Annotated in this window: 17 protein-coding genes; 13 read left to right on the top strand and 4 right to left on the bottom strand. The window is 69.6% G+C overall.

What is annotated here, in order from left to right; genetic code table 11:
• Positions 1–149: 149 nt before the first annotated feature.
• Positions 150–923 (bottom strand): exodeoxyribonuclease III, encoded by a 774-nt coding sequence (gene xth, locus EZJ19_RS02755; RefSeq protein ID WP_131444775.1) that lies wholly within the window; start codon positions 921–923, stop codon positions 150–152.
• 16 nt (positions 924–939) lie between these two features.
• Positions 940–2,253: a hypothetical protein gene (locus EZJ19_RS02750; RefSeq protein WP_131444774.1), complete on the bottom strand. Its 1,314-nt coding sequence runs from the start codon at positions 2,251–2,253 to the stop codon at positions 940–942.
• Between the two features lie 184 nt (positions 2,254–2,437).
• On the opposite strand from EZJ19_RS02750, the gene aroB reads away from it, so the two are divergent.
• A complete protein-coding gene (gene aroB, locus EZJ19_RS02745; RefSeq protein ID WP_131444773.1) occupies positions 2,438–3,532 on the top strand; it encodes a 3-dehydroquinate synthase in 1,095 nt (364 codons plus the stop codon).
• A gap of 11 nt (positions 3,533–3,543) precedes the next feature.
• Here the strand turns inward: aroB and EZJ19_RS02740 are convergent, their stop codons facing one another.
• On the bottom strand, positions 3,544–4,323 hold the full coding sequence (locus tag EZJ19_RS02740; protein ID WP_131444772.1) for a hypothetical protein: 780 nt from the start codon (positions 4,321–4,323) through the stop codon (positions 3,544–3,546).
• Positions 4,324–4,456: 133 nt separating this feature from the next.
• On the opposite strand from EZJ19_RS02740, the gene EZJ19_RS02735 reads away from it, so the two are divergent.
• The 3 genes from EZJ19_RS02735 to EZJ19_RS02725 all read left to right on the top strand — a co-directional run bounded on the left by EZJ19_RS02735 (position 4,457) and on the right by EZJ19_RS02725 (position 7,000).
• On the top strand, positions 4,457–5,032 hold the full coding sequence (locus tag EZJ19_RS02735; RefSeq protein WP_276320094.1) for an RNA polymerase sigma factor: 576 nt from the start codon (positions 4,457–4,459) through the stop codon (positions 5,030–5,032).
• Positions 5,029–5,766 (top strand): hypothetical protein, encoded by a 738-nt coding sequence (locus EZJ19_RS02730; protein WP_131444770.1) that lies wholly within the window; start codon positions 5,029–5,031, stop codon positions 5,764–5,766. Before EZJ19_RS02735 ends, EZJ19_RS02730 begins: the two co-directional genes overlap by 4 nt.
• Positions 5,767–5,875: 109 nt before the next feature.
• Entirely contained in the window at positions 5,876–7,000 is a 1,125-nt protein-coding gene (locus tag EZJ19_RS02725) for a deoxyguanosinetriphosphate triphosphohydrolase (protein WP_131444769.1), read from the top strand.
• Between the two features lie 11 nt (positions 7,001–7,011).
• On the opposite strand, the gene EZJ19_RS02720 is transcribed toward EZJ19_RS02725, so the two are convergent.
• Complete coding sequence (locus EZJ19_RS02720; RefSeq protein ID WP_131444768.1) at positions 7,012–7,668, bottom strand: ComF family protein; 657 nt, start codon at positions 7,666–7,668, stop codon at positions 7,012–7,014.
• 99 nt (positions 7,669–7,767) lie between these two features.
• Between EZJ19_RS02720 and EZJ19_RS02715 the strand changes: the two genes are divergently transcribed.
• From EZJ19_RS02715 to ccoN, 9 genes are all read left to right on the top strand, one after another.
• Positions 7,768–8,211, top strand: a complete 444-nt coding sequence (locus EZJ19_RS02715; protein ID WP_131444767.1) for a hypothetical protein — start codon at positions 7,768–7,770, stop codon at positions 8,209–8,211.
• Entirely contained in the window at positions 8,208–9,197 is a 990-nt protein-coding gene (bioB, locus tag EZJ19_RS02710) for a biotin synthase BioB (protein ID WP_131444766.1), read from the top strand. Before EZJ19_RS02715 ends, bioB begins: the two co-directional genes overlap by 4 nt.
• 14 nt (positions 9,198–9,211) lie before the next feature.
• The gene (gene bioF, locus EZJ19_RS02705; RefSeq protein WP_131444765.1) at positions 9,212–10,363 is read left to right on the top strand and encodes an 8-amino-7-oxononanoate synthase; all 1,152 of its coding nucleotides are present in this window, start codon (positions 9,212–9,214) and stop codon (positions 10,361–10,363) included.
• Entirely contained in the window at positions 10,360–11,103 is a 744-nt protein-coding gene (bioH, locus tag EZJ19_RS02700) for a pimeloyl-ACP methyl ester esterase BioH (RefSeq protein ID WP_131444764.1), read from the top strand. The genes bioF and bioH overlap by 4 nt, the downstream gene beginning before the upstream one ends.
• A complete protein-coding gene (bioC, locus tag EZJ19_RS02695; protein ID WP_131444763.1) occupies positions 11,087–11,983 on the top strand; it encodes a malonyl-ACP O-methyltransferase BioC in 897 nt (298 codons plus the stop codon). Before bioH ends, bioC begins: the two co-directional genes overlap by 17 nt.
• The gene (bioD, locus tag EZJ19_RS02690) at positions 11,983–12,675 is read left to right on the top strand and encodes a dethiobiotin synthase (RefSeq protein WP_131444762.1); all 693 of its coding nucleotides are present in this window, start codon (positions 11,983–11,985) and stop codon (positions 12,673–12,675) included. Before bioC ends, bioD begins: the two co-directional genes overlap by 1 nt.
• 74 nt (positions 12,676–12,749) lie before the next feature.
• The gene (locus EZJ19_RS02685; RefSeq protein WP_131444761.1) at positions 12,750–13,208 is read left to right on the top strand and encodes an RrF2 family transcriptional regulator; all 459 of its coding nucleotides are present in this window, start codon (positions 12,750–12,752) and stop codon (positions 13,206–13,208) included.
• Positions 13,205–13,795 (top strand): SCO family protein, encoded by a 591-nt coding sequence (locus tag EZJ19_RS02680; protein WP_131444760.1) that lies wholly within the window; start codon positions 13,205–13,207, stop codon positions 13,793–13,795. The genes EZJ19_RS02685 and EZJ19_RS02680 overlap by 4 nt, the downstream gene beginning before the upstream one ends.
• A 144-nt stretch (positions 13,796–13,939) precedes the next feature.
• The gene (gene ccoN / locus EZJ19_RS02675) at positions 13,940–15,385 is read left to right on the top strand and encodes a cytochrome-c oxidase, cbb3-type subunit I (protein ID WP_131444759.1); all 1,446 of its coding nucleotides are present in this window, start codon (positions 13,940–13,942) and stop codon (positions 15,383–15,385) included.
• The last annotated feature ends 6 nt before the right edge of the window (positions 15,386–15,391 follow it).

Genomic DNA, 15,391 nt, shown 5'->3' with positions numbered 1-15,391 from the left:
CTCAAACCGCGCCGGAGCGCGCCCGGCGGCGGTTCCGGCGGGCCGCGGGGAGGCCGCCGGCGGCGGCGAAAACTGCCGTTTTCCGGCAACCGGATCAGATCGGGGAGGCCGCCTGCGGCAGGCGAGCCGACGCCGCGGGAGGTCTCGGCTCAGCCGGGCGCGGCGATCTCGGCGACCACCGGCGCATGGTCCGAGGGGCGCTCCCAGGTGCGCGGCGTCTTGTCGATGCGGCAGGCGGTGCAGGCGCCGGCCAGGCCCCCGGACAGGAGGATGTGATCGATGCGCAGGCCGAGATTGCGCCGGAAGCCGCCCTGCCGGTAATCCCACCACGAGAACGACTTGTCCGCCTGCTCGAAGAGCCGGAAGGCATCGGTCAGGCCCTGGCCGATGAGGTCCCGGAAGTGCTGCCGCTCGGGCTCCGAGCAGAGCACCTGGCCCGCCCAGGCGGCCGGGTCATGGACGTCGCGGTCTTCCGGGGCGATGTTGAAATCGCCCAGCACGGCCAGGCGCGGGTGTGCCGCCAGTTCGGCCTTGAGCCAACCCTGCAGCGCGCTCAGCCAGGCCAGCTTGTACTGGTACTTGTCGGAGTCGACGCTCTGGCCGTTCGGGATGTACAGGCAGATGATCCGGGCCCCCGCCACCGTGGCGGCCAGCACCCGTTTCTGCTCGTCCGGGAAGCCCGGGATGCCGGCGACCACGTCGACGGCGTCGGCGCGGCTCAGGATGGCGACGCCGTTATAGGTCTTCTGGCCGGAGAAGACCGCCCGGTAGCCGGCCGCGGCAAGCGCCTCGACCGGGAAGACGTCATCGGTCGTCTTCGTCTCCTGCAGGCAGACCACGTCCGGCGCCTCCGCCGCCAGCCAGTCGAGCAGGTGGGGCAGGCGGACCTTGAGCGAATTGACGTTCCAGGTGGCGAGCTTCACGGGCGGCACGCCGGCATCACTTGAATATCCCCTTGATCTTCGCCGACACGTCGTCGATGGCGCCGTCCAGCTTGCCCGTCGGCAGGCCGAGCGTCGTCCGCTTGCGGTCCGCCACCACGCCCTTCATGCCCTGCATGCCGGCAATCTCGTAGCGCGACCCGCGGATGACTTCGCGTGACTTTTCGAACACGGGCTGCGCCTTGCGCACCATCACCTCGACCTCGAGCATCCAGCCGGTCTTGCCGTAGTCGCCCACCGCCATGTTGATGATGTCGCTGGTGTTGGAATTGCCGATCAGGTAGCAGCCCAGCAACGGACAGGTCTTGAACAGGGTCAGGTCGTACGGCCCCTTGGCCAGGAGTTCGTTGGCCTCCCGCATCTCGATCCAGTCGCGTGCGAACGCGTAGACCTTCTGGACCAGCAGGGCCATGGACTCGGCGGCCCCCAGCAACGGTCCGCTGACGCCGCCGAAATCCGCCGCGGTGAAGGCGGTCTTGGCCACCGCCGACGCGGAGTAGATGCCCGCCTGGGCGAGGTTGGCATTGATCTCCCGTTGCTGGATGCGCAGGATGGCCTCGAACGCGGCGGCCGGGTCCCCGGGCGCGAAGGAAAGCTCGGCCTTGCTCAGGCCATGCTTGTCGTACAGGCCCTTGGCGACCTTGCCCCACTTTATCGCCGCCTGGCCGGCCGACTTCACGGCGCCGAGGAAGGGCGCCACGTTGCCGATGAATTCGCCCACCGTCCCGCCCAGGGCCTCCATGACCGCCGGCATGGGCAAGTCGCCGAACAGCTTGACGAGCAGGGTCTGCGCCGCCGAGGTATCGGGAGCGACCCCCTTGGCCGCATCGACGATGGCTTTGGTCTTGCCCTTGAACTCCATCACCGCGCCGCGGACGTCGTTCGCGGTGGTGAACTTCGACGACGTCTTCATGGTCAGTTTCTGACCCATGAACATCGTTCGGGTGTTCTGCTTGATGTGGTCGGCGATGATCTTGCGGGCCCGCATCTCCTCCGGGTCCACCATCAGGTCGCCCCGGCTGCTCAGGCCGCCGGCCCCCATGATGACATGGCCGAGTTCGGCATCCAGCTTCTCGACGGCCTTGAGCTTGTTGCGCACGCTGCTGCGCCAGTCCTGACCCTTCGCCTTCTGGGCCGCCTTCCACGCCTCCAGGGCGTTTTGCAGGTTCTTCTTCTCCCGCAGGACCGAACCCGAGCCCGTCAGCGCCTGCTCGTAGAGCATCAGGGCATTGTCCAAAGCCTTCAATTCCTTGCTGCGCACGCGCCCGAAAGCGGCGGTGTCCTTCATCCATTGCGCATGGGTCATTTTCATTTTGGTTCCCTCGGCCGGTGATTCCTCCGGCGCGGCCGCGCCGCAAGGCCCCCGGCGACCGTGCATTACCATGATCATAGTCCGGATGCCGCACCTGCCCAAACCCGCCCCGGACCGACGCCGCCTCCGGGCCCGATCGGCCTAACGCTTATAATGGCGGGCATCGATATCCCGTGGTGCCACCATGCAAACCCTCACCGTCGACCTGGGCGACCGCAGCTACCCCATCCACATCGGCACCGGCCTGCTCGAGCGCGCCGACCTGATCCTGCCGCACCTGAAGCAGAAGCGCGTCGCCGTCGTCACCAACACCACGGTGGCGCCGCTCTACCTGGAACGCCTGACGGCCACGCTGAAGGACGCCGGCGTCGAGGTCCTGGCCATCGTCCTGCCCGACGGCGAGGCCTACAAGAACTGGGAAACGCTGAACCGGATCTTCGACGCCCTGCTGAGCAACCGGGCCGAGCGCAAGACCACGCTGATCGCCCTGGGCGGCGGCGTCATCGGCGACCTGACCGGCTTCGCCGCCGCCTCCTACCAGCGCGGCGTGCCCTTCATCCAGGTGCCGACCACCCTGCTCGCCCAGGTCGACTCCTCGGTGGGCGGCAAGACCGGCATCAACCACCCGCTCGGCAAGAACATGATCGGCGCCTTCTACCAGCCGCAGGTCGTGCTGGCCGACACCGGCACCCTGGCCACCCTGCCCGACCGCGAGCTGTCGGCCGGCCTGGCCGAAGTGATCAAGTACGGCCTGATCCGCGACCTGCCCTTCCTGGAGTGGCTGGAGGCCAACATGGACAGGCTGGTGGCGCGCGATGCCGAGGCCCTGGCCTATGCCATCCGGCGCTCCTGCGAGAACAAGGCCGAGGTGGTCGCCGCCGACGAGCGCGAGGCGGGCCAGCGCGCCCTGCTCAACCTGGGCCACACCTTCGGCCACGCCATCGAGGCCGGCATGGGCTACGGGGTCTGGCTGCACGGCGAGGGCGTCGCCGCCGGCACCGTGCTGGCGGCCGACCTGTCCCGGCGCATGGGCAACATCGACGGCGCCGACGTCGAACGGGTCGTCACCCTGTTCAAGCGCGCCAAGCTGCCGACCGTGGCCCCGGACCTGGGGGCCGACGCCTATCTCGGCTACATGGGCGTGGACAAGAAGGTCGAGGGCGGCAAGATCCGCTTCGTCCTGTTCCGCCGCCTGGGCGCATGCTATGTCGGCGCCGACGCCCCGGCCGAACTGCTCCGGCAGACCCTGACCGAGGCGACCGGCCCGGCGGCACCCTGACCTTCGCCGACTCAGGACGGATCGGGCACGAAGCCGTTGCCGGGGAAGGCCTGCGGTACCCGCGGGCGGCTCGGGATGATGCCGCGGGCGACCAGGTTGGCCCGGCTATCGTAGTAGATCCGGATGATCTCGGCGGGCGCCTGGCTGGCGCGCCGGAATTCCGTGGTCTCGGTGGGCGCGTACAGGCGTTCGCCGTGGCCGGTGCCGATCTTCTCCTCGGCGAGCGCCTTGGCGCGGCGGGCAGGCCCCGCGGCGGCCGCCGCCGGTGCCGCCGATTCCTGCGTGGCGGCGTCGCCCCAGGTATCCGACCGGGCCGGCGCCGGCTCGGCGATCGGTACCGGGGCGACGTATTCCCGGTAGACGGCGACCCCGATCACCCCGACGTTGTCCGGGCGTCCGGTCCGCGCCGCATAGCTGTCGCCCAGGGCCGTGAAGTAGAAGGCGGCGACGTTGTCCATGTCCTTGCGCCAGCCGGCGATCTCGGCGTTCGACCAGGCGCTCAGGACGTAGCCGTCCTGGTCGGTGGCGGCGTTCTGCCCAGTCACGGCATTGACGCCGTCGACCGACAGGATGGTGAGGATGCGGGCGCCGCTCCGGTTCGCCAGGCGGATGGCGTAGCGGTCGCCGGCGCGGCCCTCCACGTAGTAGCGGCCTTGGTGGCGGTAGACCGGCAGCGTCTCGCCGGTCGTGCGGTTGACGACCGCGACGTCGGCATAGCGGCCGGCCTCGGCGCCGCCCGCGCAGGCGATCAGCAGGGTGGCGGAAAGGATGGACAGGGTGTGGCGCAGCATGGTGGTCTCCTGGTGGTGGCTGGGTACCCCTTGAACGCCGGCGATCGGGCAATGGGGTTAAACCGGGAAGACGCACCGATGGCACAATCGGAACCTGCCCCGCCAACCCCATTCACACCGATCCGTCGTTAACGTGCTCGAAGACCCCAGAACCGACGAAGGTCTCATGCTGGCCTACCGGGACGGCGACGCCGCCGCCTTCGAGGTGTTGTACGGGCGCTGGCGCGGTCCCCTTTACCGCTATTTCCTGCGCCAGTGCGCGCAGGCCGGCGAGGCCGACGAACTCTTCCAGGACGTGTTCATGAAGGTGATCGGCGCCGCGCCAAGCTACCAACCGACCGCCAGGTTCCCGACCTGGCTGTTCCACATCGCCCATAACCGCCTGATCGACCACTGGCGCAAACGCGGCCGGGAGCCGCTCGATCCCCTGCCGGCGGATGCCGACGGCGACGACTGCGAATGGCAGGTGGCGGCACCCGAAGCCGACCGGCCGGATCGCCAGGTCGCCGGCAAGCAGCTGGCCGAGGCCCTGGCGGCGGCCGTCGCCGATCTCCCCGAGGCACAGCGCGAGGCCTTTCTGCTGGCCGAGGAGGGCGGCTTGACCCTGGAGGAGATCGCGGCGCTCGCCGGGGTCGGTCGCGAAACCGTGAAGAGCCGGCTACGCTATGCGGCAGCCAAGTTGCGCAAGTTCCTGGAGCCATGGCGATGACCGAGATCGATCCGCGGCTGTCCCGCCTGTATCGGGAAGCCGCCACCGAAACGCCCCCCGCCGCGGTCGACGCGGCCATCCTGGCGGCGGCCCGGCAGCCCCGGCCCGGGACCGCCCGGCGCCCGGCAACACGGTGGTCGCGCTGGCTGGTCCCGGCCAGCCTGACGGCGACGCTGGTGATCGGCGTCTCGGTCGGCCTGCTGGTCGAACGCGAGCATCCGGACGCCCTGCACGGCGATGCCGCGGTGCCGCTGGCGGCCGCACCGGCCCGGGCACCGGAGTTGGCGGCCGAACCGGCGCAACCCGCGGCGGCGCCGGCCAAGCGGACCGTCGCCGGCAAGGCCGTTGCGGCGCGTGCCCGCGCCGCCGGGGCAGCAGTCCGGCAGGACGCGGCGCCCATGGCCGAGGCCGTCCCGGAACCGCCCCCCGCCGAGGCTCCGCCGCCGCCCGTCGAACGCTTCGCCGCCGAGCCGGCCGGGGCGGCGGATGGCGCCGTCGCCGCGCGCAAGAAAAGCCTGGCTGCCGAAGCCCCGGCCGGCGCCCCGGCGCGCCCATCCCTCGCGCCGGCTGCCGCGGCGACCGCACCGGCAGATGCGGCGGAAGGCCCGGAGGCCTGGCTGGACGCCATCCGCCGCCTCAAGCTGGCCGGCCGGGACCGCGAAGCCGGCGACGAGCTGGCGGCGTTTCGCAGGGCCTACCCGGACTACGCGCTGCCCGCCGACCTCGGTCGCTGAGCCCGACCGGCATCCGGCGCCAAGGTGCGCCGGGGCTGTGCGAGAATCCAGCCAGCACGACCGCCGGGCGGTCCGTGCACCAGCCTGCTGCCAGAACGGGATGCCGACCATGACCGACCTCGCCCCCTACGCCGCCCATTCCAACGGCTCGCGCGGCCGCCGCCACCCGGAGCCGCCGGCGGCGCCGCGTTCCGAATTCCAGCGCGACCGCGACCGCATCATCCACTCCACCGCGTTCCGGCGCCTGGAGTACAAGACCCAGGTGTTCGTCAACCACGAGGGCGACCTGTTCCGCACTCGCCTGACGCACAGCCTCGAGGTGGCCCAGATCGGCCGCACCCTGGCCCGCATCCTGGACCTCAACGAGGACCTGATCGAGACCGTGGCCCTGGCCCACGATCTCGGCCACACGCCGTTCGGCCACACCGGCCAGGACGCGCTCAACGAATGCATGCGCGAGGACGGCGGTTTCGAGCACAACCTGCAGTCCCTGCGGGTGGTCGACGAGCTGGAACAGAAGTACGCCGAGTTCGAGGGCCTGAACCTCACCTTCGAGGCGCGCGAGGGCATACTCAAGCATTGCTCGAAGAAGAACGCCGAGAAGCTGGGCGATGTCGGCCAGCGCTTCCTGGACGGCCGCCAGCCCAGCCTGGAGGCGCAGATCGCCAACCTGGCCGACGAGATCGCCTACAACAACCACGACGTCGACGACGGCCTGCGCTCGGGCCTGATCACCCTGGCGCAGTTGGAGGAGATCGCGCTGTTCCGCCGCCACCTGGACGAGGTGCGCCGGCTCTACCCGGCCCTGACCGACCGGCGCCTGATCCACGAGACGATACGCCGCATGATCAACACCCTGGTGGTCGACCTGGTCGCCCAGACCCGCGCCAACATCGCCGCGCACCGGCCGGAAACCCTGGCCGACGTGCGCGCCTGCCCGGCGCTGGTGGCCTTCAGCCCAGACATGCAGGCGCAAAGCCTGGCCCTGAAGCGCTTCCTGTTCCAGAACCTGTACCGGCACTACCGGGTCATGCGCATGAGCGAAAAGGCGCGCCGCCTGATCCGCGACCTGTTCGCCACCTTCACGGCCGAGCCCCGCCTGCTGCCGCCGGAATTCCAGGAACGTGCCGGGGCCGGCGTCGCCCGCGCCGTGTGCGACTACGTCGCCGGCATGACTGACCGCTACGCCATCCTCGAACACCGGCGCCTGTTCGACATCGGCGAGACGGCCTGAGGCGTACCGGGTTAATCCCGCACGGTGCGGGCGACCACCCAGGCCGACACCTCGGCGGCGCCGGCGCGTTTCACCACCCGGGCCAGTTCGTCCAGGCTGGCGCCGCTGGTCATGACGTCGTCGACCAGGGCGACGTGCCTGCCCGCCAGGTCCATCGTGCAGTCGAACGCGCCGCGTAGGTTCCTGCGCCGGGCCTTGACCGGCAGGTCCACCTGGGGCGGCGTGTCGCGCAGGCGCCGGCAGGCCGTGGCCGCGAACGGCAGGGCCAGGCGCCTGGCCAGGTGGCCGGCCAGGAGCGCGGCCTGGTTGTAGCCGCGCTCGCGCAGGCGGTGCGGATGCAACGGCATGGCCACGATCAGGTCGGGACGTGCCGAGGGCGCCATCAGCCCGGCCAGGTAGCCGGCCAGGACGGTCTGGCCGCCGTACTTCAGGCGCTGGACCAGGACGTCGGCCGGAAAGGCGTACCGGAACACCGCCTCGGTCCGGTCGTAGGCCGGCGCCCGTTTCAGGCAGGCGCCGCACACCGCCCCGCCGGGCGTCGGCATGGCGCACACCGGGCAACGCTCGGCTGGCAGCCGTGGCAGATCGGCGGCGCAGGCCGGGCAGAGCAACCCGGCCCGGCTGCGCGCACCGCACAGCAGGCAGGGCTGGGCGAGCCGGGCTTGCATATAATTTATGCAGCTGTTCAACGCATCGGCAACAGGATTTGACAACCAACCTCCCCGCCGCGAACATGTGCGGCTTTATCTTTTACCTTTTTTATTATCATGGCTGAGACAAAAGTCGTCACCGCCGCGTCCTGCCTGCGTTCGGCACGGCTTTTCAATATCCTCGCCGTCGCCAGCACGGCCCTGTCGGCCACCCTGTTCACCATCGGCCACAATCTCGCCGACAAGAAGTTGGCCTTCCTGCCCATGGCCATGTCGCTGCCCCCGGTCATGATCTGGCTGGCGGCCTCGATGTTCGTGTACGCCGCTATCGCCCACCACCCCGACGCCAAGGTACGCCACTACAACAAGTGGGCCGGCTACCGCTACTACGCGCTGGTCGGCTTCCTGACCATCATGGCCAACGATCTCGCCCACCTGCCGACCGGCTGGGCCGGCGTCTGGGTGCTGTTCGTCGTCGCCCTGGTGCCGTGGTCGCTTTACGACATCTGGAAGGCCGGCAAGGAAACCTGGCAGGACATTCAACTGGAGCTTCAAGCATGACCGATTTAGCCAACCTCGACACCACCCCGGCCTGGACCCGCGAGGCCATCGCGGCCCTGTTCGACCTGCCCTTCAACGACCTGATCTTCCGTGCCCAGACCGTGCACCGGCAGCATTTCGACGCCAACGCGGTGCAGATGTCGACGCTGCTGTCGATCAAGACCGGCGGCTGTTCCGAGGACTGCGGCTACTGTTCCCAGTCCGCCCGCCACGACACCGGCCTGGAACGCGAGCGGCTGATGGAGGCCGACGAGGTGCTGGCGCGCGCCCGCGCCGCCAAGGAGAGCGGCGCCACCCGCTTCTGCATGGGCGCGGCCTGGCGCGGCCCCAAGGAGAACGACCTCGACGCCGTCGCCGACATGGTGCGCCAGGTCAAGGCCCTGGACATGGAGGCCTGCGTCACCCTGGGCATGCTCAAGGAAGGCCAGGCCGAAAAGCTCAAGGCGGCCGGCCTCGACTACTACAACCACAACATCGACACGGCGCCCGAGTTCTACGGCCAGGTCATCACCACGCACACCTACGCGGACCGCCTGGACACCCTGGCCAAGATTCGCCATGCCGGCATCTCGGTATGCTGCGGCGGTATCATCGGCATGGGCGAGTCGCGCGCCATGCGTGCCCGCATGGTCGCCGAACTGGCCTGCATGGACCCGCAGCCGGAGTCCGTGCCCATCAACATGCTGGTCAAGGTGGCCGGCACCCCGCTCGCGGCCAACGCCGACCTCGATCCGCTCGAGTTCGTGCGCACGATCGCCGTGGCCCGCATCACCATGCCGAGATCCTATGTGCGCCTGTCGGCGGGCCGCCACGAACTGGGCGAGATGGGCCAGGCCCTGTGTTTCCTGGCCGGCGCCAACTCCATCTTCTACGGCGACAAGCTGCTCACCACCGGCAACCCCGACGTCAGCGCCGACAACACCCTGATGGCCAAGCTGGGCCTGCATCCCGAGCCGGTCAAGGGTCGGCGCTGCGCCGAGGCCTGACCGGGGCAGCCGCCATGATGGACCTCGCGGCCCGGCTCGCCGAGCTGGACCGGCTCGGCCTGCGCCGGCGCCGGCGCGTCCTCGACGGACCCCAGGGTAGCCGGGTCAGGATCGACGGCCGCGACTACCTGTCCTTCGCCAGCAACGACTATCTCGGCCTGGCCGGCCACCCGGCCCTCGCCGAGGCGGCCCGGGCGGCCGCCGCCGAAGTCGGCACCGGGGCGGGGGCCGCCCACCTGGTCACCGGCCACCATGCCCTGCACGACAGGCTGGAGCACGAACTGGCCGGGTTCGTCGGCCTGCCCGCCGGCCTGCTTTTCGCGACCGGCTACATGGCCAACCTGGGCGTGGTCGGCGCCCTGGTCGACCGCCACGGCGCCGTGTTCGCCGACAAGCTCAACCACGCCTCCCTGGTCGACGCCGCCCGCCTCTCGCGCGCCGACCACCAGCGCTACCGGCACAACGACCTCGACCACCTGGAACAGCTGCTGCGCGCGAGCACGGCGCAGGACAAGCTGATCGCCTGCGACGCCGTGTTCAGCATGGACGGCGACCTCGCCCCGGTACCGGAACTGCTCGCCCTGGCGCAGCGCTACGACGCCTGGCTGTATCTCGACGACGCGCACGGCTTCGGCGTCCTCGGCGCCGGTGGCCGCGGCATCCTCGAGCACTACGGCATCACCCGGCCGGACGCCCGCCTGATCTACCTGGCCACCCTCGGCAAGGCGGCCGGTGTCTCTGGGGCCTGCGTGGCGGGCTCCGCAGACTTGATCGAATGGCTGGTCAACAAGGCGCGCACCTACGTCTACACGACCGCCACCCCGCCCATGCTCGCCGCCGCCGCGTCGGCCAGCCTGGCCCTGATTGCCGGCGAGCCGGCGCGGCGTCGCCACCTGGCCCGGCTGATCGCCCGCCTGAAGGCCGGCGCCGCCGGCCTGCCCTGGTCGCTGCTGCCTTCGGAGACGGCAATCCAGCCCCTCCTGGTGGGGGGCAACCGCGAAGCGCTGCGCCTCGCCGACGGCCTGGCCGAGCGCGCCATCCTGTGTCCGGCGATCCGCCCGCCGACCGTGCCCGAGGGCACGGCGCGCCTGCGCATCTCGCTCTCGGCCGGCCACGACGAGGCCGACGTCGACCGCCTGGTCGCGGCCCTGGCGGAGCTGGCATGAGCCTGCCGGTGATCCTGCTGCACGGCTGGGGCCTGCACGGCGGCATCTGGAACGAGGTCGCCAGCCGGCTCGACAACCGCGCCGTGGCGCAGCCCGAGCTGCCCGGCTACGGCACCGTGGCGACGGTGACGCCCTACGATGCGGCCGGCCTGGCCGACGCGCTCGCAGCCGGCCACCCGGGCCGCCGCGTTGTGGTCGGCTGGTCGATGGGCGGCATGGCGGCGCTGGCCTGGGCCGCCCGCCACCCGGACCAGGTCGCCGGCCTGGTCCTGGTCGCCACCAACCCGGCCTTCGTCAGCCGGGCCGACTGGCCGCATGGCCTCGCGCCGGAGGTCCTGGCCGGCTTCGCCGAGGCCCTGGCCAGCGACTACCGCGGCACCCTGCTGCGCTTCCTGTCCCTGCAGGCGCGCGGTGGCGACGACGCCCGCGCGACCGTCGGCCGCCTGCGCGAGACCGTATTCGCGCGCGGCGAGCCGGCCCCCGGCGTGCTCGCCGACGGCCTCGCCCTGTTGCGCGCCGTCGACCTGCGCGCCGAAGCGTCCCGGATCGCCTGCCCGACCCTGGTGCTGCACGGCGAGCACGACAACCTGTGCCCGGCCGGCGCCGCCGCCTGGCTGGCCGAGGCCATCCCGGACGCCCGCCTGGCCTGCCATCCGCGCGCCGCGCATGCCCCATTCCTGTCCCATCCGGACTGGTTTGTCACCCAACTGCGAGGATTCCTGGATGAACTCGAGACTTAGGCAAGCCATCCGGCGCTCCTTCGAACAGGCGGCCTCCGGCTACGACGCCTCCGCCTTCCTGCAGCAGGAGGTCTGCCGGCGCCTGGACGAACGCCTGGACATGATCAAGCTGGCGCCGGCACGCATCCTGGACGCCGGTTGCGGCACCGGCTTCGCCCTGCCGCTCCTGGACCGGCGCTACCCGAAGGCCGAACTGGTCGGCCTCGACCTCGCCCACGCCATGCTGGTCGAGGCGCGCCGGCGACGGCCGAAACCGTCCTTGCTCGGGCGCCTGTTCGGCGGCAGTTCCGCCGCGGCCCCCATGGTGTGCGCCGACATGACCAGCCTGCCCCTGGCGGCGGACAGCTGCGACCTGGTCTGGTCCAGCCTGGCCATGCAATGGCTGGACGACCCGGAAACCATGTTCCGCGAGGTACGCCGGGTACTGCGGCCGGGCGGCCTGGTCCTGTTCGCCAGCCTCGGCCCCGATACCCTGAAGGAACTGCGCGCGGCCTTCGCCGGCCTCGACGGCCACGGCCACGTCAACCGTTTCATCGACATGCACGACGTCGGCGACGCCCTGGTCCACGCCGGCTTCGCCAACCCCGTGATGGAGATGGAGCACCTCACCCTCACCTACGCCGACCTCAAGGACCTGCTGCGCGACCTCAAGGGCATCGGCGCCCATACCGTCCTGGAGGAGCGCCGGCAAGGCCTCATGGGGCGGCGCGAATGGTACCGGCTGGTCGAGAACTACGAAGCCTTCCGGCACGACGGCCGCCTGCCGGCCACCTACGAGGTGGTCTACGGCCACGCCTGGGTGGGCGACAAGGCGCACTGGGAGGACGGCCGCAAGGTCATCCAGCTGAAGATCGAGCAACGCCAGATGGGATTGCGCTGATGGCCGGGCTGTTCGTCACGGGTACCGACACCGAGGTGGGCAAGACCCTGGTCAGCGCCACCCTGCTCGTCGCCATGCGCCAACTGGGCCTGCGCGCCCTCGGCATGAAGCCGATCGCCGCCGGTGCCGAGCAGGTGGACGGCAGGTGGCAGAACGAGGACGTGCTGGCCCTGACCCGTGCGGCCTCGGTGCCGGCCCCGGCCGACCTGGTCAACCCCTACCTGTTCAGGGAACCGATCGCCCCCCACATCGCCGCCGAGCGCAAGGGCGTGCGCATCGAGATCCCGCGCATCGTCGAGGCCTACGAGGCGCTTGCCGGCCTGGCCGACTGGATCGTCGTGGAAGGCGCCGGCGGCTTCCGGGTGCCCCTCGACGCGCGCCGGGACAGCGCCGACCTCGCCGTCGCCCTGGGCCTGCCGGTGATCCTCGTCGTCGGCATGCGCCTGGGCTGCATAAACCACGCCCTGCTGACCGCCGAGGCGGTCGCGGCGCGTGGGCTCCGGCTGGCTGGTTGGGTGGCCAACCGGGTCGCCCCCGACATGCCGGTATTCGAGGAAAACCTGGCCACCCTGGAGGCGCGCCTGCCGGCCCCCTGCCTGGCGGTGATCCCGCACCTGCCGGCGGCCGATCCCGAGCAGGCGGCCCGCGTGCTGCCGCCGCGCCGCTTCTCGGCCTGGCTGGACAGCCTCTGAAATTCGCGCCTGGCCTCTAGGCAAAAAGCGTAACCTCGTTATAATTCGGACAAAAAACTCCTGAAGGAAACGAAATGGTTTTGTCGCGCACGAGTCAGTACGCGATTCAGGCCCTCATCTATATCGCCACGCAAGCCCCGGGCGAACCGGTGCTCAACCGCGATATTGCCGAGCGCCTGAACGTGCCCGCCGCCTATCTGGCCAAGATCTTGCAGAGCCTCTGCAAGCACGGCCTGCTCGACTCGTTTCGCGGCCGTTTGGGCGGTTTCTGCCTGCGCGAGGGCATGCACCGCACGACCCTGATGCAGGTGCTCCTGCTCACCGAGGGTCCCGATTTCACCAAGAGTTGCATCCTCGGCCTCAAGGAATGCAGCGACGAAACCGCCTGTCCCATGCATTTCAAGTGGAAGCCGGTCAAGAACAAGATCATCGCCATGATGAATGACATGCACTTGGAGGACCTGGCCAAGGCCGTGCAGACCGGCAAGTACCGTCTGGCCGACCTGCCCGCCGCCGCCCTGCCGGCGGCATGATGCGCCTGCGTGGCCTGCTCGGCCTGGTGTTCCTGGCCCTGCTGGCGGCCTGCGGACCCGGCAAGCGCAGCGATTTCAAGGCCACCGACATCACCGGCGCCGATTTCGGGCGTCACCTGGAACTCACCGACCACAACGGCGTACCGCGCAGCCTGGCCGACTTCCGCGGCAAGTTGGTGGTGTTGTTCTTCGGCTACACGCACTGCCCGGACGTCTGCCCGACCACCCTGGCCGACCTCGCCGCCGCCTTCAAGCGGATGGCGCCGGCGGACGCCGCCCAGGTCCAGGTATTGTTCGTGAGCGTCGACCCGGAACGCGACACCCCGGAGATCCTGAAGCAGTACGTGCCCTACTTCCAGCCGTCCTTCCTGGGCCTGACCGGCAGCCGGGAAGCGGTCGCCGCCGCCGCCCGGGAGTTCCGGGTCCACTACAGCAAGCACGTCGAGCCGGGCGCGGACGACTATCTGGTCGACCATACGGCGGGCAGCTACGTGCTCGATCGCCAGGGCCGGATGCGCCTTTTCCAGCCTTATGCGCAAGCGCCCGAGGAGATCGCCCACGATCTGACCCTCCTGTTGCGGGAATAGCCCGCCACCCGGCACCGGACCTTGCGAGTGGCCGCAGTTTCGGCCTATACTCGCATGTCAATTTGTCACGCCGGCATACGGCTTTACAACCCGCGACGACGTCCCAGCGTCGCGGACGCTGTAGGTAATTCCTGGAGGAGTGTCATGGCCGCAAGCAATCCCGCTGCAGGGGAGCAGTACGATTACGAGATCATCAAGAAGTTCACCGTCATGGCCATCGTCTGGGCCGTGGTGGGCATGTTCGTCGGCGTCTACATCGCCTCCGAACTGGCCTGGCCGTTCCTGAACTTCGACATCCCCTACATCACCTTCGGCCGCTTCCGCCCGGTCCACACCGGCGCGGTGATCTTCGGCTTCGGCGGTTCCGCCCTCTTCGCCACCTCCTACTACGTCGTCCAGCGCACCTGCCAGGCGCGCCTCTGGGGCGGCGGCCTGATCCCCTTCACCTTCTGGGGCTGGCAGGCGGTCATCGTCCTGGCCGCGCTGTCCTACGTGAACGGCTACAGCCAGGGCCGCGAATACGCCGAGATGGAATGGCCGATCGACATCCTGGTCGAGATCGTCTGGGTCAGCTACATGGCGGTCTTCATCGGCACCCTGATGAAGCGCAAGCAGCCGCACATCTACGTCGCCAACTGGTTCTACCTCTCCTTCCTGCTCGCCACCGCCCTGCTCCACACCTTCAACAACCTGGCGGTGCCGGTCGGCCTGTTCTCCATGAAGTCCTACAGCCTGTTCGCCGGTGCCCAGGACGCCATGACCCAGTGGTGGTACGGCCATAACGCGGTGGGCTTCTTCCTGACCGCCGCCTTCCTCGGCATGATGTACTACTTCGTGCCCAAGCACGCCGGCCGCCCGGTCTACTCCTACCGCCTGTCCATCGTGCACTTCTGGGCCCTGTCCTTCATGTACATGTGGGTGGGCACCCACCACCTGCACTGGACCGCCCTGCCCGACTGGGCCTCCACCCTCGGCGCCACCTTCTCCATCATGCTTCTGCTGCCCTCCTGGGGCGGCATGATCAACGGCATCATGACCCTCTCGGGCGCCTGGGACAAACTGCGTACCGACTACGTCATGCGCTTCATGATCGTGGCCCTGTCGTTCTACGGCATGTCCACCTTCGAAGGCCCGCTGATGTCCCTGAAGGACGTCAACGCCCTGTCCCACTACACCGACTGGACCGTCGGCCACGTGCACTCCGGTGCCCTCGGCTGGGTGGCCATGATTTCCTTCGGCTCGCTCTACCACATGATGCCGCGCCTCTGGAACACCAAGCTGTACAGCGACAAGCTGGTCGGCGTGCACTTCTGGCTGGCCACCATCGGCGTCCTCCTTTACATCACCGCGATGTGGATTTCCGGCATCTCGCAGGGCCTGATGTGGCGCGCCTTCGACGACTTCGGCAACCTGCAGTACTCGTTCGTGGAGTCGGTCGCCGCCATGCATCCGTTCTACGCGATGCGCGCCATCGGCGGCATGTTCTTCCTCTCCGGGATGTGCGTCATGGCCTTCAACGCCTACATGACCATCCGCCAGGGCGTGCGTGAGGCCAACCTGGTTGGCCAGACCGCCGGCGCTGCCGCCTGACCGAGG

Source organism: Parasulfuritortus cantonensis (assembly GCF_004337445.1).
Classification (GTDB): Bacteria; Pseudomonadota; Gammaproteobacteria; order Burkholderiales; family Thiobacillaceae; genus Parasulfuritortus; species Parasulfuritortus cantonensis.
The sequence above is the reverse complement of the archived record's forward strand: the minus strand, read 5'-3'. Positions and strand labels throughout refer to the sequence as shown.